Source organism: Sphingomonas sp. IW22, from assembly GCF_041321155.1.
Lineage (GTDB): Bacteria > Pseudomonadota > Alphaproteobacteria > Sphingomonadales > Sphingomonadaceae > Sphingomonas.
This window is the reverse complement of sequence record NZ_JBGGWB010000001.1, coordinates 569,601-589,662: the sequence shown is the minus strand read 5'-3', so window position 1 is coordinate 589,662 and position 20,062 is coordinate 569,601. Positions and strand designations below refer to the sequence as shown.

At 67.1% G+C, this 20,062-nt stretch carries 28 protein-coding genes and 1 pseudogene; 6 read left to right on the top strand and 23 right to left on the bottom strand.

The window, feature by feature from the left end:
* Positions 1-83: 83 nt before the first annotated feature.
* From ACAX61_RS02945 to hisB, 7 genes and pseudogenes are all read right to left on the bottom strand, one after another.
* Positions 84-455, bottom strand: a complete 372-nt coding sequence (locus ACAX61_RS02945; protein ID WP_370713323.1) for a histidine triad nucleotide-binding protein — start codon at positions 453-455, stop codon at positions 84-86.
* Between the two features lie 189 nt (positions 456-644).
* Positions 645-959, bottom strand: a pseudogene (locus tag ACAX61_RS02940) (phosphoribosyl-ATP diphosphatase); the annotation flags it as partial.
* 68 nt (positions 960-1,027) lie between these two features.
* Complete coding sequence (hisF, locus tag ACAX61_RS02935; protein WP_370713322.1) at positions 1,028-1,795, bottom strand: imidazole glycerol phosphate synthase subunit HisF; 768 nt, start codon at positions 1,793-1,795, stop codon at positions 1,028-1,030.
* Positions 1,792-2,526 carry a 1-(5-phosphoribosyl)-5-[(5-phosphoribosylamino)methylideneamino]imidazole-4-carboxamide isomerase gene (gene hisA, locus ACAX61_RS02930; RefSeq protein WP_370713321.1) on the bottom strand — a complete coding sequence of 245 codons (735 nt, stop codon included), beginning with the start codon at positions 2,524-2,526 and terminating at the stop codon, positions 1,792-1,794. The genes hisF and hisA overlap by 4 nt, the downstream gene beginning before the upstream one ends.
* Positions 2,514-3,116, bottom strand: a complete 603-nt coding sequence (hisH, locus tag ACAX61_RS02925; protein WP_370713320.1) for an imidazole glycerol phosphate synthase subunit HisH — start codon at positions 3,114-3,116, stop codon at positions 2,514-2,516. The genes hisA and hisH overlap by 13 nt, the downstream gene beginning before the upstream one ends.
* Positions 3,113-3,421, bottom strand: coding sequence for a YciI family protein (locus tag ACAX61_RS02920; RefSeq protein ID WP_370713319.1), 309 nt, complete (start codon positions 3,419-3,421; stop codon positions 3,113-3,115). The genes hisH and ACAX61_RS02920 overlap by 4 nt, the downstream gene beginning before the upstream one ends.
* A gap of 1 nt (position 3,422) precedes the next feature.
* Positions 3,423-4,010 (bottom strand): imidazoleglycerol-phosphate dehydratase HisB, encoded by a 588-nt coding sequence (gene hisB / locus ACAX61_RS02915; RefSeq protein WP_370713318.1) that lies wholly within the window; start codon positions 4,008-4,010, stop codon positions 3,423-3,425.
* An 84-nt stretch (positions 4,011-4,094) separates the two neighbouring features.
* Between hisB and ACAX61_RS02910 the strand changes: the two genes are divergently transcribed.
* The 5 genes from ACAX61_RS02910 to gmk all read left to right on the top strand — a co-directional run bounded on the left by ACAX61_RS02910 (position 4,095) and on the right by gmk (position 7,233).
* Positions 4,095-4,580 carry an SspB family protein gene (locus ACAX61_RS02910; protein ID WP_370713317.1) on the top strand — a complete coding sequence of 162 codons (486 nt, stop codon included), beginning with the start codon at positions 4,095-4,097 and terminating at the stop codon, positions 4,578-4,580.
* A gap of 76 nt (positions 4,581-4,656) precedes the next feature.
* Positions 4,657-6,048 carry a class II fumarate hydratase gene (gene fumC / locus ACAX61_RS02905; RefSeq protein ID WP_370714885.1) on the top strand — a complete coding sequence of 464 codons (1,392 nt, stop codon included), beginning with the start codon at positions 4,657-4,659 and terminating at the stop codon, positions 6,046-6,048.
* Positions 6,049-6,157: 109 nt separating this feature from the next.
* Positions 6,158-6,325: a hypothetical protein gene (locus ACAX61_RS02900; protein ID WP_370713316.1), complete on the top strand. Its 168-nt coding sequence runs from the start codon at positions 6,158-6,160 to the stop codon at positions 6,323-6,325.
* Positions 6,322-6,519: a hypothetical protein gene (locus ACAX61_RS02895; RefSeq protein WP_370713315.1), complete on the top strand. Its 198-nt coding sequence runs from the start codon at positions 6,322-6,324 to the stop codon at positions 6,517-6,519. Before ACAX61_RS02900 ends, ACAX61_RS02895 begins: the two co-directional genes overlap by 4 nt.
* A 60-nt stretch (positions 6,520-6,579) precedes the next feature.
* A complete protein-coding gene (gmk, locus tag ACAX61_RS02890) occupies positions 6,580-7,233 on the top strand; it encodes a guanylate kinase (RefSeq protein WP_370713314.1) in 654 nt (217 codons plus the stop codon).
* Here the strand turns inward: gmk and ACAX61_RS02885 are convergent.
* From ACAX61_RS02885 to ACAX61_RS02845, 9 genes are all read right to left on the bottom strand, one after another.
* Positions 7,208-7,891 (bottom strand): HPP family protein, encoded by a 684-nt coding sequence (locus ACAX61_RS02885; RefSeq protein ID WP_370713313.1) that lies wholly within the window; start codon positions 7,889-7,891, stop codon positions 7,208-7,210. The genes gmk and ACAX61_RS02885 overlap by 26 nt on opposite strands.
* 35 nt (positions 7,892-7,926) lie before the next feature.
* Positions 7,927-8,640, bottom strand: a complete 714-nt coding sequence (locus ACAX61_RS02880) for an ATP12 family chaperone protein (protein ID WP_370713312.1) — start codon at positions 8,638-8,640, stop codon at positions 7,927-7,929.
* The gene (locus ACAX61_RS02875) at positions 8,637-8,858 is read right to left on the bottom strand and encodes a hypothetical protein (RefSeq protein ID WP_370713311.1); all 222 of its coding nucleotides are present in this window, start codon (positions 8,856-8,858) and stop codon (positions 8,637-8,639) included. The genes ACAX61_RS02880 and ACAX61_RS02875 overlap by 4 nt, the downstream gene beginning before the upstream one ends.
* Positions 8,859-8,864: 6 nt before the next feature.
* Positions 8,865-9,530: an HAD-IA family hydrolase gene (locus ACAX61_RS02870; RefSeq protein WP_370713310.1), complete on the bottom strand. Its 666-nt coding sequence runs from the start codon at positions 9,528-9,530 to the stop codon at positions 8,865-8,867.
* Complete coding sequence (locus ACAX61_RS02865; RefSeq protein ID WP_370713309.1) at positions 9,527-10,624, bottom strand: RluA family pseudouridine synthase; 1,098 nt, start codon at positions 10,622-10,624, stop codon at positions 9,527-9,529. Before ACAX61_RS02865 ends, ACAX61_RS02870 begins: the two co-directional genes overlap by 4 nt.
* Positions 10,621-10,995: a fluoride efflux transporter CrcB gene (gene crcB / locus ACAX61_RS02860; protein ID WP_370713308.1), complete on the bottom strand. Its 375-nt coding sequence runs from the start codon at positions 10,993-10,995 to the stop codon at positions 10,621-10,623. Before crcB ends, ACAX61_RS02865 begins: the two co-directional genes overlap by 4 nt.
* Before the next feature lie 69 nt (positions 10,996-11,064).
* Positions 11,065-11,379, bottom strand: coding sequence for a hypothetical protein (locus ACAX61_RS02855; RefSeq protein WP_370713307.1), 315 nt, complete (start codon positions 11,377-11,379; stop codon positions 11,065-11,067).
* A gap of 113 nt (positions 11,380-11,492) precedes the next feature.
* Positions 11,493-11,774 carry a hypothetical protein gene (locus tag ACAX61_RS02850; protein ID WP_370713306.1) on the bottom strand — a complete coding sequence of 94 codons (282 nt, stop codon included), beginning with the start codon at positions 11,772-11,774 and terminating at the stop codon, positions 11,493-11,495.
* A gap of 92 nt (positions 11,775-11,866) precedes the next feature.
* Positions 11,867-12,688 (bottom strand): metallophosphoesterase family protein, encoded by an 822-nt coding sequence (locus ACAX61_RS02845; protein ID WP_370713305.1) that lies wholly within the window; start codon positions 12,686-12,688, stop codon positions 11,867-11,869.
* A gap of 91 nt (positions 12,689-12,779) precedes the next feature.
* Between ACAX61_RS02845 and ACAX61_RS02840 the strand changes: the two genes are divergently transcribed.
* Entirely contained in the window at positions 12,780-13,847 is a 1,068-nt protein-coding gene (locus ACAX61_RS02840) for a M48 family metalloprotease (RefSeq protein ID WP_370713304.1), read from the top strand.
* Here the strand turns inward: ACAX61_RS02840 and ACAX61_RS02835 are convergent.
* From ACAX61_RS02835 to ubiB, 7 genes are read right to left on the bottom strand one after another with little or no spacing between them, the layout of a single operon-like run.
* Positions 13,844-14,599 (bottom strand): HesA/MoeB/ThiF family protein, encoded by a 756-nt coding sequence (locus tag ACAX61_RS02835; RefSeq protein ID WP_370713303.1) that lies wholly within the window; start codon positions 14,597-14,599, stop codon positions 13,844-13,846. The two genes, ACAX61_RS02840 and ACAX61_RS02835, sit on opposite strands and share 4 nt — an antisense overlap.
* Positions 14,587-15,003 (bottom strand): hypothetical protein, encoded by a 417-nt coding sequence (locus tag ACAX61_RS02830; protein ID WP_370713302.1) that lies wholly within the window; start codon positions 15,001-15,003, stop codon positions 14,587-14,589. Before ACAX61_RS02830 ends, ACAX61_RS02835 begins: the two co-directional genes overlap by 13 nt.
* Positions 15,003-15,452 (bottom strand): dUTP diphosphatase, encoded by a 450-nt coding sequence (gene dut, locus ACAX61_RS02825; protein WP_370713301.1) that lies wholly within the window; start codon positions 15,450-15,452, stop codon positions 15,003-15,005. The genes ACAX61_RS02830 and dut overlap by 1 nt, the downstream gene beginning before the upstream one ends.
* Entirely contained in the window at positions 15,449-16,252 is an 804-nt protein-coding gene (locus tag ACAX61_RS02820) for an alpha/beta fold hydrolase (protein ID WP_370713300.1), read from the bottom strand. The genes dut and ACAX61_RS02820 overlap by 4 nt, the downstream gene beginning before the upstream one ends.
* Positions 16,242-17,414, bottom strand: coding sequence for a bifunctional phosphopantothenoylcysteine decarboxylase/phosphopantothenate--cysteine ligase CoaBC (gene coaBC, locus ACAX61_RS02815; protein ID WP_370713299.1), 1,173 nt, complete (start codon positions 17,412-17,414; stop codon positions 16,242-16,244). Before coaBC ends, ACAX61_RS02820 begins: the two co-directional genes overlap by 11 nt.
* Positions 17,411-18,517: a hypothetical protein gene (locus ACAX61_RS02810; protein ID WP_370713298.1), complete on the bottom strand. Its 1,107-nt coding sequence runs from the start codon at positions 18,515-18,517 to the stop codon at positions 17,411-17,413. The genes coaBC and ACAX61_RS02810 overlap by 4 nt, the downstream gene beginning before the upstream one ends.
* A complete protein-coding gene (gene ubiB, locus ACAX61_RS02805) occupies positions 18,514-20,046 on the bottom strand; it encodes a 2-polyprenylphenol 6-hydroxylase (protein ID WP_370713297.1) in 1,533 nt (510 codons plus the stop codon). The genes ACAX61_RS02810 and ubiB overlap by 4 nt, the downstream gene beginning before the upstream one ends.
* Between the last annotated feature and the right edge of the window lie 16 nt (positions 20,047-20,062).

The window sequence follows — 20,062 nt, the reverse complement described above, 5'->3', positions numbered from 1 at the left end:
AAAGTTCCATCTGCAACCGCCAAAAATCGTGCCACTTGTCCCGCCGGGGCCAAGTGACGCCGTTCGGCAACAGGTTTTGGCCTTCAGCGCGCCAGCATCGGCCCTAGTGGCGCACCGGCAAAGACATGAACGTGCAGATGCGGCACTTCCTGTCCGGCATCGCCACCGACATTGGCCAGCAGTCGATAACCCGGCCCGACATGATCTCGCGCCACATGGCCGACAGCGCGGACAAAGCCCGCGATTTCCGCATCGCTGCCCCGTGCGCTGAAATCGTCCCACGACACATACGGGCCCTTGGGGATCACCAGCACATGCACCGGCGCCTGCGGAGCGATGTCGTGAAAGGCAAAGGCGAAGTCGTCCTCATACACCTTCTTCGACGGGATCTCACCGCGCAGGATCTTCGCAAAGATATTGGCGTCGTCATAGGGCTGGGTGGCGTCGATCGGCACGGATCAGAACTCCTCGCGAGCGGTGGGAAGCGGGCGCGGGCGTCCCGGCGGCGGCGGGCCGACCGGGCGAAGCGGCACATTACCGGGCGCATCGTCGGCGCCCAGCGGCAGCGGTTCGGTGGCGGGGCGATCTGCGCCGACGGGTTCTGCCGGTTCCGGAGCAGGGGGCGGCGGTGGCACTGCCTCGGCGCGGGCAGCCTTTTCGGTCAAACCCGACAGGCCCTCCCGCCGCACCAGTTCGGCACGCACATCGTCCAGTCGAAGGCCCGAATCGACCAGCAGCACGATCAGGTGGAACATCAGATCAGCGGCTTCGCCCTTCAACCCCGCGCGGTCACCCTGCACGGCGGCGATGGCGGCCTCGACCGCTTCCTCGCCCACCTTCTGCGCGATCTTGGCGCGGCCCTTTTCGAACAAGCGGGCGACGTAGCTGGCATTGGGATCGCCGCCGCGGCGGCTGCGGATGACGGCTTCCAGCGCGTCGAGCGGATCGGTGTAGCTCATGGCCCTTCGCTGGGCGCGGGAAGGGGCGCTTGTCAACGCCCGCGCGGCCCTGTCTGGTTACGCGGGCGTCAGGCGACGGGCGTGCGGACGGGAATTCCGGCCGCCGCCAGCGCGCGGTGCGCGTCGGCGACACTCGCCTCGCCAAAGTGAAAGATCGACGCGGCCAGCACGGCGCTGGCATGTCCGTCACGCACGCCGGCGACCAGGTGATCGAGATTGCCGACCCCGCCGCTGGCGACGACCGGCACCTGCACCTGATCGGCAATCGTACGGATCAGGTCGAGGTCATAGCCGTCGCGCGTGCCGTCGCGGTCCATCGACGTGACCAGCAATTCGCCCGCGCCCAGCTCGACTAGCCGCAGCGCATGTTCGACCGCGTCCAGTCCCGTCGGCTTGCGCCCGCCATGGGTGAAGACTTCCCAGCGCCCATCGGTCCGCCGCGCATCGACCGAAGCGACAACGCACTGGCTGCCGAACCGCTCGGCGATTTCGGCGACGACTTCGGGGCGGGAGACGGCGGCGGAATTGACCGCAACCTTGTCCGCACCCGCCAGCAACAGCGCGCGCGCATCCGCGGCCGATCGCACCCCGCCGCCAACGGTCAGCGGCATGAAGCACACCTCTGCCGTGCGCCGCACCACGTCCAAAATGGTGCCGCGGGCCTCGTGACTGGCGGTGATGTCGAGGAAGCACAGCTCATCCGCGCCCGCCGCGTCATAGGCGCGGGCCTGCTCCACCGGGTCGCCCGCGTCCTTCAGGTCGACGAAATTGACGCCCTTGACCACGCGGCCATTGGCGACGTCGAGACAGGGGATGACACGCGCGCGAACGCTCATGCGGCGGCGACCCGGATGGCTTCGCCCAGGTCGAGGCGCCCGTCATACAGCGCGCGGCCAGTGATGACGCCCGACACACCGTCGGAGACATGTGGGGCAAGTGCCTGAATGTCCTCGATACCCGCGACCCCGCCAGATGCGATGACGGGGATCGACACGGTCTTTGCCAGCGCGACCGTCGCCTCGACATTGCACCCCTTCAACAGGCCGTCGCGGCCCACGTCGGTAAACAGCAGGGCGGCGACGCCCGCATCCTCGAACCGGCGGGCCAGATCGGTGACGGTCACGTCGGACACATCGGCCCAGCCTGCGGTCGCGACCATGCCGTCGCGCGCGTCAACCGCCACGACGATACGTTCGGGATGCGCCCGCGCCGCTGCCTTCACGAACTCGGGGTCCTTCAGCGCAGCAGTGCCGATGACGACGCGCGCGACGCCGATTTCCAGCCACGCCTCGACCGCCGCCATGTCACGAATGCCGCCGCCCAGTTGCACTCGCCCCGGAAAGGCGGCGACGGCGGCGCGCACCGCATCGCCATTCACCGAATTACCGGCAAAGGCGCCGTCCAGATCGACGACATGCAGATGGTCGGCCCCCGCATCGGCAAAGGCGCGCGCCTGTGCGGCCGGATCGTCGCCATAGACGGTGGCCCGGTCCATATCGCCCTCCGCCAGCCGCACGACCTGTCCGCGCTTCAGGTCGATCGCGGGAAAGATGGTCAGGGCCGCCATGCAAGAAACCTTTCGAGCAGCGCGATGCCATAGCGCTGACTTTTTTCGGGGTGGAACTGAATACCGATCAGGTTGTCGCGCCCGATCGCCGCCGTCACTGGGCCGCCATGATCGGTGGTCGCCAGCACGTTGGCGCCGGTAAAGGCATAGCTGTGCAGGAAATAGGCCTCGCCCGGCTCGATCAGCGGGTGAGGGCAGGCGGGAACAACGTCGTTCCAGCCCATGTGCGGCACGTGGACGCCAGGCGCATCGGCGATGCGCGCAACGGTGCCGTCGATCCAGCCAAGCCCCGAATGGCTGCCCATCTCCTCACCCGTCGTCGCCATCAACTGCATGCCGACGCAGATGCCCAGAAACGGCACGCCACCCTTCAGCGCGCGTTCCTCCATCGCCTCCACCATGCCGGGCAGTGCGGTCAGTCCGTCGCGGCATGCGGCGAATGCGCCGACCCCCGGCAACACGATCCGCTCCGCGCGGCGTACAACGTCCGGGTCGGCGGTGATCGCGATGTCAGTCGCCCCGGCAGCGCGCAACGCGTTGTGGACCGAATGAAGGTTGCCCGCGCCGTAATCGATCAGCGCGGTCGTCATTCGAACAGGTCGGCCATGGCGTCGGCGGCGAGGCTGGCGGTAAAATCGACCAGCTCGAACGTCGCGGCGCCTTCGATCACGAAGGGGTCGGTGTTTGCGACCGGGCCGACTGCATCGGCGGTGCCGCGAAACAGCAGCACGCCGCCGGTGGCCGATGTGCGGCGTCCGGCCAGGATCATCACGCCCTCATCCATCGCGCGCTGGATCCATTCGACATGCGCGGGGCGCAGCCGATCGATCTCTTCCAGTGGTTTTACATAGGTCAGCAGCACCAATGTGCACGGCGCCATCGGGCGAACGGCCATGTTACAGCACTCCCTTGGTGGAGGGGATGGCATCGGCCTTGCGCGGGTCGATCTCGATTGCTTCGCGCAGCGCGCGGGCCAGACCCTTATACGCGCTTTCGGCGATGTGGTGGTTATTGTCGCCGTACAGCGTCTCGACATGCAGCGTCAGGCCGGCGGTCTGGGCAAAGCTGTGGAACCAGTGCTGGAACAGCTCGGTATCCATTTCCCCCAGTCGCGTCTGGCTGAACTGCGTTTTCCAGACCAGCCACGGGCGGCCCGAAATATCGACCGCCACGCGCGTCAGCGTTTCGTCCATCGGGCTGAGGGCGTCGGCATAACGGCGGATGCCGCGCTTGTCGGCCAGCGCCTTGGCCACTGCCTCACCCAGCGCCAGTGCCGAATCCTCGACCGTGTGATGCTGGTCGATGTGCAGGTCGCCGTCGCATTTCAGGCGAATGTCGATCAGCGAGTGTCGCGATAGCTGTTCGAGCATGTGATCGAAAAAGCCGACGCCGGTCTGAATCGAATATTGACCCGTCCCGTCGAGGTTCACTTCGACCTCGATCCGCGTCTCGGCGGTGTTGCGATTGACAATGGCGGTGCGCATGCCCGCTCACATAGCGGCTCGGGCCGTCCATGCAATCTCAACACCCGCGCTTGATTCTGGGGGCGGGGGCGCTAGCAAGGGGGCATGACCGGCAATGTTCCCGACAGCATGATTCCCTATGACGAAATCGTGCAGGAAGCCCTGCGCGCCGTGGTCGGCCGCGTTTTGGGGTCGGTGGCGGCCACGGGCGGACTGCCCGGCGGCCATCATTTCTACATCACCTTCAAGACCCAAGCTCCCGGTGTCGACATCCCCCAGCGGCTGATGGACCGCTTTCCGGATGAGATGACCATCGTCCTCCAGCACCGTTTCTGGGACCTGAAGGTCGATGAGAACCGCTTTTCGGTGGGGCTGAGCTTCAATCAGGTGCCGTCGATGCTGAACATCCCGTTCGCTGCGATCACCGGCTTCCACGACCCCGCCGTCAACTTCGAGCTGCGTTTCCAGGCCAATGACGTGATCGAGGAACCCGATCACGAACCGGCGGAAAATGACGGCGACACCGCACGCGCCACCCCGGTCGAGGACGGGTCGAACGTCGTGTCGGTGGATTTCAAGCGAAAGAAGTGATGCTGTCGCCCGGCGGTTGAAATCCCGCCGGGGCACCGCATGTCGCATCTCCAGTCCCGATGGAGATGCGCGCATGATCGAAGCCACCCGCACCGAAACCGATTCGATTGGCGCGATCGAAGTGCCCGCCGACGCTTATTGGGGTGCGCAGACCCAGCGGTCGATCCAGAATTTTCCGTTCGGTGCGCGCGAAGCCATGCCGATCGAGATCGTGCATGCGCTGGCGCTGGTTAAGCAGGCGGCGGCGCGGGCGAACCGGCGCCACGGTCTGGCCGACGACAAGGCCGATGCCATCGAACAGGCCGCCGCAGAGGTCGTGGAGGGCAGGCACGATGCCCAGTTCCCGCTGGTCATCTGGCAGACGGGTAGCGGCACCCAGACCAACATGAACGTGAACGAGGTCATTGCCGGTCGCGCGAACGAGATCCTGAACGGGACGCGCGGCGGCAAGACCCCTGTCCACCCCAATGACGACGTCAATCGCGGGCAATCGTCGAACGACAGCTTCCCCACCGCCATCCACATCGCCGCGTCGCTGGCCGCGCACCGGCGGCTGTTCCCCGCGCTCGACCGGCTGCGCGGCGCACTGGACGCCAAGGCTGCAGGCTGGGCTGGTATCGTCAAGATCGGTCGCACCCATCTTCAGGACGCGACCCCGCTGACGCTGGGGCAGGAATTTTCGGGCTATGCCAATCAGCTGGCGCTGGCCGGGCAGCGGATCGAACCGGCGATCGAGCAGGGGACGAACCGGCTGGCACAGGGTGGAACGGCGGTGGGCACCGGGCTGAACGCGCCCAAGGGCTTCGCGCGGGACATTTGCGGCGAGTTGCGAGGTTTGACGGGTATCGCCTTCACCCCGGCTGAAAATATGTTCGAGGCGTTGGCGTCGAACGATCCGCTGGTGCACCTGTCGGGCACGCTCAACACGCTGGCGGTCGCGCTGACCAAGATCGGCAACGACATCCGTCTGCTCGGCTCTGGCCCGCGATCGGGTCTGGGCGAGCTGGACCTACCCGCCAACGAACCCGGCAGCTCGATCATGCCCGGCAAGGTCAATCCAACCCAGTGCGAGATGCTGACGATGGTTGCCGCGCAGGTGATGGGCAATCACGCCGCGATCACCGTGGGCGGATTGCAGGGGCATCTGGAGCTGAATGTCTTCAAGCCGATGATCGGCGCAAATGTGCTGCGCTCCATCGACCTGCTGGCCACCGCGATGGAGAGCTTTGCCGAACGCTGCGTGGATGGCTTGCAGGCCAACGAGCGGCGCATTGCCGAACTGGTTGATCGCTCCCTGATGCTCGTAACCGCCCTCGCGCCAGAGATCGGTTACGACAACGCCGCAAAGATCGCGAAGCACGCCCATGTCGAGGGGCTGACGCTGAAGCAGGCGGGGCTGGAGCTGGGTCTGGTTGACGAAGCGACATTCGACCGGGTGGTGCGTCCCGGCGACATGGTGGGGCATTGACGGAACCCGCTTGCCCATTCGCGGATTGATACGCCATCGAAACGCGGGGAAGGACAGCGTGATGGGTGCGACCAGCATAGGCGCCGTTGTGGGCGCCGCGATTGACGGAATGAGCGGCGATGACGGCGTTGGCGACGGCGCGATTGTCGGTGCGGTAACGGCCAATGTGCTCAAGGTCGCAGTGCCGGTCGTGCTGACCTATGCGGTCGGCTGGGCCGTCCTTCACGCGATCGGCATGGGTTTCGACGCGATTACTGGTAAGGAAGAACAGGCATGATGAAGCGGATTATCGGTGCACTTGTCGGGCGCGAAATCGACCGGCGCGATGGTTCGGGCGGCGTAAAGGGCGCTGCCATGGGCTGGGCGGCGGGCAGCATGCTGCGCCGCATGGGACCGGTCGGCACGGCGCTGGGCGCGGCCTATATCGGCAAGAAGATGTACGACCGGCGCAAGGCCAAGCGCGGCCTTTGATCGACGCTTTCGGCGGGCAGGGGACTTGACCTTGCCCGCTTAGGGCGCCCAAAGGCGCCCATGCCCCATACGACCGAATCCGACCCGCATGGCCTGAAACGACGCGGTGTCCTGTTCGTGTTGTCGTCGCCATCGGGCGCCGGCAAGTCGACCATTGCGCGAAAGCTGCTGGCGAACGACCCCGACCTGCAAATGTCGGTTTCTGCCACCACCCGTGCGATGCGCCCCGGCGAAGTGGACGGGCGCGATTATCATTTCGTCGATCTCGAACGCTTTCGGGCCATGGTCTCGAATCATGAATTCCTCGAATGGGCCCATGTCTTTGACAATCGCTATGGCACGCCGCGCCAGCAGGTTGAGGACATTCTGGCATCGGGCCGCGATGTGTTGTTCGACATCGACTGGCAGGGAGCGCAGCAGCTGTTCCAGATTGCGGGCGGCGATGTGGTGCGCGTGTTCATCCTGCCGCCGTCGATGGAGGAGCTTCACCGCCGCCTGGTGGCCCGCGCGACCGACAGCACGGAAGTGATCGACGCCCGTATGTCGCGCGCAGCGGCAGAGGTCAGCCACTGGGACGGGTACGACTATGTGCTCGTCAACGACGATGTGGATCATTGCTATGAATGCGTCCGCACCATCCTTTCCGCCGAGCGCCTGAAGCGTTCGCGTCAGACCGGGCTGATCGGCTTTATCCGTTCGATGCTGAAGAACTGACGCGCGCACGGGCGTGCAACCGCGCCCGCGCGACTAGCTGGTCCAGATCGTCGCGCGCAATGTCGAAGCTGTCGTGCATTTCCGCCAGCGCCGCGTCGATATCGGCGTCCTCCAGCGCCGCCGCCTCGATCTGCGGCGTTACGACGGGCGGGCGGTGCGGATAATTGCGGCCTGTTGCTCGGTGAAAGAATATTGCCAGCAATACCAGCGCGACCGAATTGATGCCGACCGGCGCCAGCGCAAAGGCATAGCCCGCTTCGTAGATCGCCTGACCGCCGATCACGGCAGTCAACGCCGCAGCACCGCCGGGAGGGTGCAGGCAGCGAAGCAGTGACATGACCAGAATGGCCAGCCCCACGGCCGCCCCCGCTGCGGCCGCGACGTGCGGTACCGCCTGCGCCACCGCGACGCCGACCAGGGTAGAGATCACATTGCCGCCGATCACGGGCCAGGGCTGGGCCAGCGGACTGCTGGGTACCGCAAAGACAAGCACGGCTGACGCTCCCAGCGGGGCAACGATGGCGGGCAGGTCGCTTGCCGAAATCGCGGTGCGTGACGTGACGATCATGGTCAACGCAAGGCAGATGCACGCGCCTGCGCACCCGATGGCCCGGTCGCGCCAAGTGGCGCCGGCGAGAAGCGGCTTGAACCAGTGCATCTACTGCCTGTCGCCGTTCCTGCCGGCCGGCGCAATCAAGGATCGGTTGGCGCGTCCCTAGTCTGGCTGGCCGCCAGAAAGCGCGCCGCGGCATCATATTCCGCCCGGCGGCTCTCGCGCGTCTGGTTGGCGAGCGCATCCTCGCCCCATTGTTCGCGCTGCCAGTCCTCATCCACCTGCGCGGCATGCCAGAGCGTATCCGCCGCAAACGCCCGCTCGGCCAATGCCAGCGCCATGACCAGCGACCCGGTGATCGTGGTGACGATCGATAACGGCGCCAGCTCGAACGCGTCGCGCGCGGCAATGGCTTCGCTCAGCCGCGCGATGGTCGCGGGCGGCTGCGCGACGTGCATCACGCCGCCGGTAATCTCGAAATGCACATCATATCGTCCGCGCGCCCATTCCAGCAGCGGGTCCCACGCCGCCGCCTGTCGCTCGACCAGCGGGGCAGGGGTGTCGGCGCGATAGCATAGCAGGTCGCTTTCGGCATATCGCGCAAGCCCGGCGGCAAACAATGCGGAGTCGGGCATGATCCGGTCGATGGCGGCGTTGGCCAGCCCCGTCAGCGGCATGGCGCGGGGGTCGATTTGCCCCTCGACCGCATTCCACTCCGCCGCAACGGCATCGGCCAGCGCCCGCGTCGGCAGGGCCAGCGGCGCGCGACCGGGCGTTCTGACCGGTTGCCGGTCCAGCGCGATGCCATAGCCGTTATCGGCCACCACCGCGACGTCGCTCCAGAACCGCTTCATGGCGCCGGCGGCGTCCGCCAGCGCCGCGCCAGCGCGCGCGGCAGCGTTGCCATCACCCACAGGGCTGCCAGCACGATGGCCAGTCCCAAAATCTGCTGCGGCAATTGCTGGGCGCGGCCAAGTATGACCAGCCCGAACAGGGCGCCCGCCACCGGCACGATCCGCGCCAGCACCATCAGGTAATAACGGCCCATCGCCGGATCGCGCGGAGTGCTCATCGGCCCTTAATAGGTGCCGCGCGCCAGCCGCGCCAGTTCGCTGGCATGGTCGGCTACCACCAGAGCGCCCGCGTCGCGCAGTTCATCCGGCGCGTGGTAGCCCCACGCGACCCCGATCGGCCTGACCCCTGCCGCCGCGCCCATCGCCATATCGAAGCTCGTGTCGCCGATCATTACCGACGTTTCCGGCGTGGCGCCTGCCTCTGCGATGGCGGCGTGGACCATCGCCGGATGCGGTTTGGACGGATGCCGGTCGGCGGTCTGCAACGTGACGAAGCGACGCGACAGGCCGTGATGTGCCAGGATCAGGGATAGTCCGCGATCCGACTTCCCCGTTGCCACGCCTAACAACCAACCATCGGCCTCCAGCGCGTCGAGCGATTCGGCAATCCCGTCGAACAGTGGTTCGTCCAGCAGGCCACCATTGCCGCGCAGCGTCTGAAAGGCGCGCTTGTAATCCTCCGCCATCGCTCGGTGCTGTTCGTCGGACGCATCGGGCAACAGCGCGCACATCGCTTCGACCAGACTCAGTCCGACGATGCGGCGAATGTCGCCGCGATCGGGCGCGGGTAGGCCATGCGCGGCGAAGCATTGCTCCATCGCGATGCAGATATTCGCCTGACTGTCGACCAACGTGCCATCACAGTCGAAAATCGCGAGCCGGTTGCTCAACTCTTCCCCCGACCGCGCCGTTCGCCCCGCCGCTCCTTGCGCACCTGCTTGGCGTGCGCCTTGGCCCGTGCCTTTTTCACTTCGCGCGTCGCCGGCGGTGGACTGTCGTCGAACGGAACATTGCCGAGTGCCGGGTCGAAACCCAGCATCTCCAGCGTTTCGGCGATATGCGCGGGCGGTTCGGCGGTGATGTCCAGCTTGCCGCCATCGGGATGGTCGATGCGGATGCGCCGGGCGTGCAGGTGCATCTTACGGCTGACGCCGCCGGTCAGGAACGCGGCCTGTCCGCCATATTTGCCGTCACCGACGATCGGGTGACCGATGGCCGCCATGTGCACGCGCAACTGATGGGTGCGGCCCGTATGCGGTTGCAGCTCGACCCAGGCGGCGCGATTGCCCGCGCGTTCGATCACCCGGTAACGGCTACGCGCGGGCTGACCGTTTTCCTCGTCCACATGCATCTTCTCGCCGCCGGTTCCCGGTTGCTTGGCGAGCGGCAGTTCGATCAGGCCATCCGCAATATCGGGCACGCCGACGACCAGCGCCCAATAGACCTTCTTGGCCGAGCGGCCTGAGAAATGACGCGAGAAGAATGCTGCTGCGCGCGCGGTACGCGCCAGCAGCAGCGCGCCCGACGTATCCTTGTCCAGCCGGTGGACCAGCTTGGGCCGATCCTCCCGCTCGAACGACAGGGCGTCGAGCAGCCCGTCGACATGGTCATGGGTGCGCGTGCCGCCCTGTGTCGCCAGACCGGGGAGCTTGTTCAGCACGATCGCCTGCGCGTCGCGGTGGATGACCATCGCCTGCGCCATTTCGATCTGTTCGTCGGTCAGCGGCGCGCGTTCGCGTTTCGGCCGCGCGCTGGGCGGGGCAGTGTCCGCCGGGGGGACGCGGATGGTCTGGCCCGTCGCCACGCGGTCGCCCGGATCGGCCCGCGCGCCGTCGACGCGCAACTGCCCGGTCCGCGCCCAGCGCGAGACAAGGTTGAAACTCGCATCCGGCAAATGGCGCTTGAACCATCGGTCCAGCCGAATGCCGTCGTCATCGGCATCGACGGTGAACTGGCGGACCTGTGCTTCCAATTTCTCGCTCATGGCATTGCCCGCATCATCAGCAGGCCACCGAACAGCGCAACCGCAGCGCCGACGACCGACAACAGCGCATAGCCAAAGCCGATAAACAGGTCGCCCCGCTCCAGCATGGTCACCAACTCAAGCGTGAAGGCGGAAAAGGTGGTGAAACCGCCCAGCGCGCCGACGCCGATCAACAGCCGCACATGTTCGCCGCCATCGCCGATCCGCGCCAGCGAACCTGCCAGCAGACCCATGGCCAGCCCGCCGATCAGGTTGACGGCCAGCGTGCCCCACGGCCAGTTCGGACCCATCAGCCCCATCGCGATCCGCCCGACCGCGAATCGAGCGGCCGAGCCGATCGCCCCGCCCAGCATCACCAGAATATATGCCATGACCCGCCCTAGCTTAACGAAGGCCGATTGGGAACGGCTGTCGGCGTGCCGTTCGTTCCGGTCCGGTCATCAGATGACGATCAGCCGCGCCGCATCGTCGATCGAACTCAACAGCGCGACCAGACCATAGGACTCGGCGCCCTCGATCAGTGCCGGATCAATGTCATGATCGGCCAGCCCAGTCGGGCACATCGACACCGAGACACCAAGCGACTGCGCCTCCCGAATCGTCGATCGATGCGCGGCGACGCAACGGATCGCGCCCATATCGAAATGGAGGTGTGTGAGCGCGCCAAGCGCGGCATGAGCTGACACCAGTTCCAGCGCCATTTTCACACGATCGGCTTGGTCGGTGGAAAGGATCAAGACCAGCGGTCGGCTCATTTGCAGTTGCACCGTCATCGTGCAGTGTGAACCCGCACGTTCGAAATCCTCAAAAGAAAAGAGCGACGACCCAAGGCCGCCGCTCCCTCTTTTCAACCCAACGGGTCGGACGCTTAGTTGCTGTCCGAATCGTCGTCGTCGCCGTCGGTGGCGATGATGATGCCACCGATGACAGCAGCAGCTGCAACGACGCCAACGATCGCGCCGGTGCCGACAGCCTTGTTCGCTTCTTCCGAAGCGGTCGAAGCGCGGACGGTCTTTGCGACCGAGAGCTTCGAAGCCGAGTCAGCTGCAATCGCCGGAGCGGCGGTCGCCGAAACCATAGCAGCAGTTGCAAGAATCTTTGCCAAACGCATGAGCAGCACTCCCTTTATCAACGTAATCACGTCGGCCACTTATGTACCGGCGGCCGTGAATACATAGCCGGGGACATAGTGCATACCCCGAATAACCCAGACAAAATTTAGCTGCAAGTGCGAGAAGACCCTTATTGCGCCGCCATGGTGGCATTCGTCGCACCCGCGTTGCGATCGGTCGATTCGTCTTTTTTGGTCTGGAGGAACCAGTGCGCCGTATCTTCCAGCGCGAGGGCGGTCAGTCGTCCGCTGGCATAGGCGCCGGTGTCGATACCGATCCGGTTCGGGCGCATGTCGACGTCGGCAGTGATGGTATGGCCATGCACCACCATTTTTCCGAACGGCCCGCGATGATCCAGGAATTCGCGCCGGATCCAGCGCAGGTCGCTGGGTAGCTGATCCTCGATCGCGACGCCGGGACGGACGCCTGCATGGACGAAGACATAGTCGCCGATGACGATCGAATCCTCGAACCCGGCCAGAAACGCCAGATGCTCCGCCGGTACGACCGACGGGGCGGCTTCCTTCAGCGCTTCGAACGTCGCATTGTCATAGTCGCGCCGCGACATGCCATAGGACAACAGGGTCTCGCGACCGCCGACCTGGCAGAAAATCCGCATCGCCTTTGCCTGCCCCTCAAGCGCGGTCAGGAACAGTTCCTCGTGATTGCCGCGCAGGAAGCGGACGTCGCTGCGCGTCGATGCCAGCTCCATCGCCCGCCGGATTACGCCGGCCGAATCAGGTCCGCGGTCGACCAGGTCGCCCAGCAGGATCAGGTGCGTGCGAGCCGGCGCGCGCGCGGCATTGTCGGCGTCAATCATCGCCAGCAATTCGTCGAACCGATCCAGCCGTCCGTGGATGTCGCCGATCGCATAGACGCGCTCACCAGCCGGCACCGACGCCGGCGGCACTTCATCACGTGGTTGAATCGCCTTCAAGATGCGCTTGAGCATGTCGGTACGCTAACTTCCCGTTGACCGGTCCCGCCCAGGGGGGACGACGGCACCCCTTCACCAGAAAGCCCGGCTCCGATAGGGACGGGCGATGAGCCAGAAGGGGTCTATGGTGTTCCGCCAGGTGCTTCGCAAGTGCGGGATGGCGATCGTCGCGGCGGCAGCGCTGGGCGGTGCGAGCAAGGGCGCGGTAGCGCCCGACGATTATCGCGCGACGTTCGAGGCCCTGCGCGCCGCCGATATCCGGTTGCAGCGGATTGGCGAGCGGCTGGCCACCGCCAATGCCGCCCTGTGCGACCGGCGACAGCCCGCGCTGGGCGTCGCGCTGCACGGGCCGGACCAATATCTGGGCGATGCCAAGGCAGCCGCGATCGCGCACTTCGCCTTTTCATCGCCGCTGGGCATTGCGGGCACGGTGCCGGGCGGCGCGGCAGACAAGGCCGGGTTGCAGGCCGATGATTCAATCGTAAGCATCGCGGGGCGGGGCGTGGACACGCTTACACCCGGCCCCGACGACACTGCCGCAACCGCACGGCTGGCGGCATTCGACCGCTTTGTCGCAACGCTTCCCGATGCAACACCGCTGTCCATCGAAGTGCGCCGCGCCGGGGCGGTAATGGCGCGCGAAGCGACGCCGCGCCCCGCATGTCGCGCCCGTTTCGAACAGCGCGATGCCGATGACGCCGATGTCAGCGCCGACGGCGTGCTGGTCCAGATCAGCTCACGCCTGCTGGGGGAACTGGATGACGAGGGCGTTGCCGTGCTGCTGGCCCATGAACTGGCGCACAATGTGCTGAGCCATCGGCGGCGGCTGGATCAGGCGGGTGTGCGCCGCGGGCTGCTGGCCGGATTTGGCCGCAATGTCGGCCTGTTCCGCCAGACCGAGGTGGAGGCCGATGTGCTGGCCGTGCATCTGCTGGCGCGGGCGGGCTATGACCCGGAACTGGGTGCCCGGTTCTGGCAGAGCTTCGGCCCGCGTTATGCCGGGGGACTGCGGCTTCGCACGCACCCGGCATGGCGCGACCGGGTGGCGACCATGATGGCAGAGGCGCCACGCGCACGCGCCGCAATGGCAGAGGGGCGGATGCCCGCGCTGATCGCTTCGCGCAACCGTCCGCTGGATGGAAACTGGCAGGCGCTGCTGGTCGAAGCGGATTAGGGCCCGCAGGCCGCGCAGCCGGGGTCCTTTGGCACCGACAGCGTGCGAAACCGCATCGCCAGCCCGTCGGCGATCAACAGCCGGCCGGCCATATCCTCGCCAAAGGGGGCAATGGTTCGAATGGCCTCCAGCGCGGCCATGCTGCCGATGACGCCCGCCATCGCGCCCAGCACCCCGACTTCGGCGCAACTGGTGCCGGGCCGGTCGGGATCGCTGCCGACGACGCAGCGATAGCAGGGGCGATCCGATTCCCACCCGCGATAGGTGGCAAGCTGTCCCTCAAACTGCGTGACCGCTGCGGACACCAGCGGAATGCGCGCGGCCAGCGCGGCATCGGCCACGATCAGGCGAGTCGCGAAATTGTCGCACCCGTCCAGCACCGCGTCGGCCCCGGCGATCAGCGCGGCGGCATTGTCCGCGTCGATCCGCGGCACAACCGGGCGCGCGTCGACATCAGGGTTGATCCGCATCGCCGCTTCCGCCGCGCGAACCGCCTTTTCGGCGCCAATATCGGTGTCGCTGAACAGCGTTTGCCGCTGAAGGTTCGACCGGTCGATGCGGTCATCGTCGATGATCGTTAGCCGCCCGACGCCCGCCGCCGCCAGATACTGGATCGCCGGTGATCCGATGCCGCCCGCGCCGATGACCACCACATGCGCCGCCAGCAATCGCGCCTGCCCGCCCCCGCCCAGTTCATGCAGCACGATATGGCGCGCATACCGGTCCAGTTGCGCGTCGGTCAGTCCGGCCATTGGAAATGCAGCGTCGCGCGATACCATTGCGGCACCAGCGTGGCGCGTTCAGGCAGGTTGTTGCGCGTGAAGCTCAGCACCAGTCCGGCGGCATATTGCTCGACCGTGGGGCAGTTGATGGCGCGCGGAATGGTAAGGCGCGGGCCGAAATCAGGGGTGACCAGCATTGCCACGTCAATCGTGATGACGCCGCGCGCGCCGGTCACGTCGGGGCGGCGACAGCGCCCGGCGGCGACCTCTCCTGCAACGAAACGGCTCATTTCCGGCTGCACCGCCGGTGCCGCGCGATAGGGGACGGGCGGCAGGCTGTCCCAGGCGATGACCCGCCCCGGCCGCGACGGCAGCGGAACAGGCGGGGGTGCCGCCTGCAGGAACGCCGCCGCGATCAGGGGGAGCATCGGCATTACCGCCCGGTGGACCCGAAACCACCGGCCCCGCGCGAGGTGTCGTCCAGCGTCTCCACCTCGACGAAGCGGGCGGGCTGGACCGCGGCGGGTACCAACTGGGCGATGCGCTCACCGCGCTTCACCTCGAACGCCTCGCTGCCCAGATTGGCCAGGATGACCTTCACCTCACCGCGATAGTCGCTGTCGATCGTGCCCGGTGTGTTGAGGCAGGTGATGCCGTGTTTCAGCGCCAGCCCGGACCGGGGCCGCACCTGCACTTCGAACCCGGCGGGAATGGCTATGGCAAAGCCGGTCGCCACCGCGTGGCGGGCGCCCGGCGTCAGCAACAGATCCTCTGCCGCAACGACATCAAGTCCGGCGGCGCCCAGGCTGGCATAGCTGGGCAGGGGAAGACCTTGGCCATGGGGCAGGCGCTTCAGGGCGATCTGGATGGCGGGAGCTGTCATGGGCGCGAATCACCCTGTGCATCATCGTTGCTAAGTCGCGCAAGTAACTGGATTACGTCATTGCTTTTCAGCAACTCGCCGTCGCTGCCGTCGACCTGACGGTAATCGACGGCGATCCCGCGTAGCGCCAGCGCCTCTGCATAAAGGCGGGCGATTCGGGCCGGCACGCGCGCCTTCTCGTTCCCCACAACGATCCCGACGCGCGCGGTGGGAGCGATGCCGCCGACCGTCTGCAACGGGTCGAGGCTGTCGACCGGCTCGGCAAAGGCGCGGTCGCGTCGGGCCATGTGCCGCCGCCATTCGGGCAACGCGCATGGGCACCCGACCAGCAGCATCGCATCGACCAGCAACGGCCGCGTTGCTGCAAGGTTCGCCGCCAGCACCGCGCCGCCGCCATGACCGACCAGAATGGTCCGCGCATGACGATAACGCGCGCGCAACGCCTGAACCGACTGGCCCAGCAGCTGTACCTGACCGGGACCATATCCGTCGCCGATGTCGCGCGGGCGTACGCCGGGGCTGACCGGGCCATCGGCATCGCCATAGCCAGGCCGCATCACGACCACCGCCGCGCCCTGCGTCGCTGTTGCGGCCTGTTGCGCGAAATCGGCATAGTCGACCGGCGCGCCGTTCCGCAGATCGTCATGGACGATCACGACCAGCGTTCTGACCTTTGACGGTTTGAGCGCGGTGAAGCTTTCGGTTGCCAGCGGCGGTTCGGGCGCGCTGGCGGTCTGCGTCGTGGCGCATCCGGCCAGCAGACATGCGGCGCCGACAGCCGCGAACAGGCTAAAGCGCATCGGCGATCCTTTCGGCAAGTTGGCGCGCGACCGCCACCTTGGAGGCGCGCGGCCAGGTTTCGACGCCGTCGGCGGTGACGATGTGGACGGCATTGGCCTCTCCACCCATCACATCGCCCGACACGTCATTGGCAACGATCCAGTCCGCGCCCTTGGCCACACGCTTGGCCGACGCATGTTCGACCACGCGCTCGGTCTCTGCGGCAAACCCGATCAGCAGGCGGGGGCGGGCGGGCGAATGGCCCAGCGTGGCAAGAATGTCGGGATTGGGCACCAACGACAGGCCGGGGGCCATCGTCCCCTTTTTCAGCTTCTGCCCGGCGGCTGCCTCCACGCGCCAGTCGGCGACGGCGGCGACCATGACCGCGACATCGGCGGGCAGGGCGGCGGCAACCGCATCGGCCATTTCCTGCGCGGTTTCGACGTCGATCCGCTCGACACCGGGCGGGGTGGGCAGCGTCACCGGGCCGCTGACCAATGTCACGCGCGCGCCCATCGCGGCACAGGCGGCGGCGATCTCGAAACCCTGCCGCCCGGACGAACGGTTGGCGATGTAACGCACCGGGTCGATCGGCTCATGCGTCGGTCCGGCGGTAATCAGGATATGGCGTCCGGCCAGACGGCGGTCGGGATTGAGCGCGGCGATGATCGCGTCGGCAATGGCGGCGGGTTCGGGCAGGCGGCCGGGGCCATATTCGCCGCACGCCATCGCGCCTTCATCGGGCGTCATCACCGTGACGCCATCGGCTCGCAATTGATCGACATTGCGGCGGGTGGCGGGGTGCAGCCACATACGGACGTTCATTGCGGGAGCGGCCAGCACGGGCTTGTCGGTGGCGAGCAGCAGGGTGGTCGCCAGATCGTCGGCGATGCCGGCGGCCATCCGCGCCAGCAGGTCGGCAGTCGCGGGAGCGACGACGACCAGATCGGCTTCGCGGCTGAGCTGGATGTGCCCCATCTCCGCCTCGTCCTTCAGGTCCCACAGGCTGGTATGGACGGGCGCTTCGCTGAGCGCGGCCAGGGTCATGGGGGTCACGAACTGCGCGCCGCCATCGGTCAGGACGCACCGCACGCCGATCCCCGAGCGCCGAAGCAACCGGATCAGCTCGCAAACCTTGTAGGCGGCAATGCCGCCGCCGACGATCAGCAACACGCGCTTCATCGCGTGATCCTCTGCACCCGCACGCGGCGCGTGTCCATGGCGGCGGCGAACAGGTCACGCAGCACATCGGGCAGGAACACCAGCCCGACCAGCAGCAGCGGCGTCGCCATCAGCGCCCAGTCAGCGGCGTCGAGCCGCCCGAACAGCGACATCGCGACGGCATAGGCGGCGATGGTCGCAGCCACGCGGGTGCCCGTCGGATCGGCCCACCCGGCCCATCCGAACGCCGCCAGCGCGACCAGCGGCGCGCCGATGACCAGCGGCAGGATGGTCAGCGCGCTGCTCTGCACCACTGCACGGGCGAACAGGCCCGGTCCGTGCAGACCCGTCCATCCGGGCGACTGGGCATCCAGCGGGCCGGTGACATGCGACGCGGCCCAGGCGTGACACGCCAGCGCCACACCCAGCACGCCCAGCGCCGCGATCCAGCCCGTGGCTTCCGGCCGGTCGCCCTCGATCCAGGCGATGGCAGCCATGACGACCAGATACAGCGCCGCCGTTTCACGGATCAGCGCCGCTGACAGGCCGATGGCCGCCGCGCTGACCCACAGGCCCGGCCGTCGTACCGCCAAAGACAGTGCAACCAGCGGTGCAGCCCAGAATTCGTGAAAGGGCCAGAGCGGCCACTGGACAAAGGCGACCAGCCCCGCCGCCAGCAGCGTCGCCGCGGCGACCAGCGGTACGGGCCGCGCCAGCGCATCGCCCATCAGCCGCGCCAGCCACACGAACCCGGTCAGCAGCGCCAAAGCCAGCATCAGGATCGGCACCATCAGCGGCGGCAGCGCGGTCTGCACCACTGCCAGCGTCGGCAGTCGAAAGGTCAGGAACGGGCGCAGCGGATAGTCCAGCACGCGCAGCTGGTCCGCCGCGACCTCGTAATAGGTGCCGCCGCCGCGCATCGCCGCCACGATGCCGTCATACAGCGCCAGATCGCCCGCGCCCCGCGGACCTTCGCCCGCAGCGGCACCATAATCCAGCCACAGCGCCTGCCACGATGCCAGCACCAGCAGGGTCATCAGCGCCAGCATCCAGCGCGCATGGCTGCGCGACAGCCCTGCGAAGCGGCTGGGCCGCCGCATCCACAGGGGCGGTTGCGTCCTCACGCCAGGAAAAGCGCGCCCGCGACGCCGACGCCCGCGCCCAGCAGCGCCATCGCCGCATAGCGCCAGCCGCCGCCGACGCGGATCACCTCGATCTCACGCAGTGGCGGGGCAGGGGGTGCGCCGCCCGGATTGGGATAACGGCGTTCGATGTTGCGGATCAGCTGGGGCAGGCGGGCAAAGGTCTGAAGATCCTCGACCAGCCGGTCGGCAATCGCGGCTTCCGGCCCCAATTCGGTCCGCAGCCATTCGCCGATGAACGGTGCGCCGACGTCCCACAGGTTGACGTCGGGGTCCAGGCTGGTCGCTACGCCCTCAACCATCACCATCGTCTTTTGCAGCAGCAGCAGATGCGGCTGGGTCTGCATGTCGAAATCGCGCGTGATGTTGAACAGGCTGTCCAGCATCATGCCGACCGACATGTCCTTCGTCGCCATGCCGCGCACCGGCTCTCCCACGGCGCGAAGGGCGGTTGCGAATTCGGCGACATTGTGATGCGGCGGAACATAGCCCGCCTCGAAATGGATTTCGGCCACGCGGCGGTAATTGCCGGTGATCAGGCCGTAGAGAATCTCCGCCAGCCACACCCGCGCGCGCCGGTCGATGCGGCCCATGATGCCGAAATCGATCGCCGCGATTCGACCGCCGGGCAGCGCGAACAGATTGCCCTGATGCATGTCGGCGTGGAAGAAACCGTCGGCAATCGCCTGTCGCAGGAACGCGCGCACTAGCTTGGAAGCCAGCGCGGGCAGGTCGTGACCCGCCGCGATCAGCGCGTCGCGGTTGGACAGCTTGATGCCGTCGATCCACTCCAGCGTCAGCACCTTGCCCGTCGTGCGTTGCCAGTCGATGGCGGGCACGACGAAATCCGGCTCGGCGGTCATGCCCTGTGCCAGTTCCGACGCGGACGCCGCTTCGCGCCGCAGGTCGAGTTCGCGCAGCGTCCAGCGCTTGAACGTGTCGATGGTCAGGCGCGGGCGCAGGCGCGCGGCCTCTCCGCCCATCTGCTCGATCTGGGCGGCGGCCCATTCATAGGTGTCGATGGCGCGCGTGAACTCGGCCTCGACACCGGGGCGAATGACCTTGATGGCGACGCGGCGGCCGTCGGTCGTCGTCGCGCGGTGAACCTGCGCGATGGAGGCGGCACCGATCGGCACCGGCTCGATCTCGGTAAACAGCGTCTCCAGCGGGCGGCCAAAGCTGGCCTGCATGACCGCGCGCACATCTTCGAACGGGACAGGCGGCAACGCGTCCTGAAGGCGCATCAGGTCCAGCGCGGCTTCGTCCCCGACCAGATCGGGGCGGGTCGCCAGCGTCTGGCCCAGCTTGATCGCCGCAGGGCCGATCGCCTGAAACGCGTCGGCATAGGCCGGGCGCCGGGGCACGCGCGCGCCCAGGCGCGCAAGACGCGCGACGCGGCGCACCGCCAGCGGCGTGTTCGGGCTGCGCTCGATCTCGGTCAGCGCGCCGTGGCGGGCAAGCGTGCGCCCCCATTTCAGCAGGCGCCACAAATGGATTGCGGGTGCGGTCACGCGCGCATCCTCACGC

Bases quoted from the DNA above. Each gene is read 5' to 3' on its own strand.
- coaBC (WP_370713299.1), bottom strand. From the start codon at position 17,414: ATGAAGCGCGTGTTGCTGATCGTCGGCGGCGGCATTGCCGCCTACAAG.
- ACAX61_RS02865 (WP_370713309.1), bottom strand. From the start codon at position 10,624: ATGAGCGAGAAATTGGAAGCACAGGTCCGCCAGTTCACCGTCGATGCC.
- ACAX61_RS02920 (WP_370713319.1), bottom strand. From the start codon at position 3,421: ATGGCCGTTCGCCCGATGGCGCCGTGCACATTGGTGCTGCTGACCTAT.
- hisA (WP_370713321.1), bottom strand. From the start codon at position 2,526: ATGGCGGCCCTGACCATCTTTCCCGCGATCGACCTGAAGCGCGGACAG.
- ACAX61_RS02910 (WP_370713317.1), top strand. From the start codon at position 4,095: ATGACCGGCAATGTTCCCGACAGCATGATTCCCTATGACGAAATCGTG.
- ACAX61_RS02900 (WP_370713316.1), top strand. From the start codon at position 6,158: ATGAGCGGCGATGACGGCGTTGGCGACGGCGCGATTGTCGGTGCGGTA.
- dut (WP_370713301.1), bottom strand. From the start codon at position 15,452: ATGACAGCTCCCGCCATCCAGATCGCCCTGAAGCGCCTGCCCCATGGC.
- ACAX61_RS02840 (WP_370713304.1), top strand. From the start codon at position 12,780: ATGAGCCAGAAGGGGTCTATGGTGTTCCGCCAGGTGCTTCGCAAGTGC.
- hisH (WP_370713320.1), bottom strand. From the start codon at position 3,116: ATGACGACCGCGCTGATCGATTACGGCGCGGGCAACCTTCATTCGGTC.
- ACAX61_RS02895 (WP_370713315.1), top strand. From the start codon at position 6,322: ATGATGAAGCGGATTATCGGTGCACTTGTCGGGCGCGAAATCGACCGG.
- ACAX61_RS02885 (WP_370713313.1), bottom strand. From the start codon at position 7,891: ATGCACTGGTTCAAGCCGCTTCTCGCCGGCGCCACTTGGCGCGACCGG.
- hisF (WP_370713322.1), bottom strand. From the start codon at position 1,795: ATGAGCGTTCGCGCGCGTGTCATCCCCTGTCTCGACGTCGCCAATGGC.
- hisB (WP_370713318.1), bottom strand. From the start codon at position 4,010: ATGCGCACCGCCATTGTCAATCGCAACACCGCCGAGACGCGGATCGAG.
- ACAX61_RS02855 (WP_370713307.1), bottom strand. From the start codon at position 11,379: ATGAGCCGACCGCTGGTCTTGATCCTTTCCACCGACCAAGCCGATCGT.
- ACAX61_RS02835 (WP_370713303.1), bottom strand. From the start codon at position 14,599: ATGGCCGGACTGACCGACGCGCAACTGGACCGGTATGCGCGCCATATC.
- ACAX61_RS02875 (WP_370713311.1), bottom strand. From the start codon at position 8,858: ATGAGCACTCCGCGCGATCCGGCGATGGGCCGTTATTACCTGATGGTG.
- gmk (WP_370713314.1), top strand. From the start codon at position 6,580: ATGCCCCATACGACCGAATCCGACCCGCATGGCCTGAAACGACGCGGT.
- ACAX61_RS02830 (WP_370713302.1), bottom strand. From the start codon at position 15,003: ATGCCGATGCTCCCCCTGATCGCGGCGGCGTTCCTGCAGGCGGCACCC.
- ACAX61_RS02845 (WP_370713305.1), bottom strand. From the start codon at position 12,688: ATGCTCAAGCGCATCTTGAAGGCGATTCAACCACGTGATGAAGTGCCG.
- crcB (WP_370713308.1), bottom strand. From the start codon at position 10,995: ATGGCATATATTCTGGTGATGCTGGGCGGGGCGATCGGCTCGGCCGCT.
- ACAX61_RS02880 (WP_370713312.1), bottom strand. From the start codon at position 8,640: ATGAAGCGGTTCTGGAGCGACGTCGCGGTGGTGGCCGATAACGGCTAT.
- ACAX61_RS02820 (WP_370713300.1), bottom strand. From the start codon at position 16,252: ATGCGCTTTAGCCTGTTCGCGGCTGTCGGCGCCGCATGTCTGCTGGCC.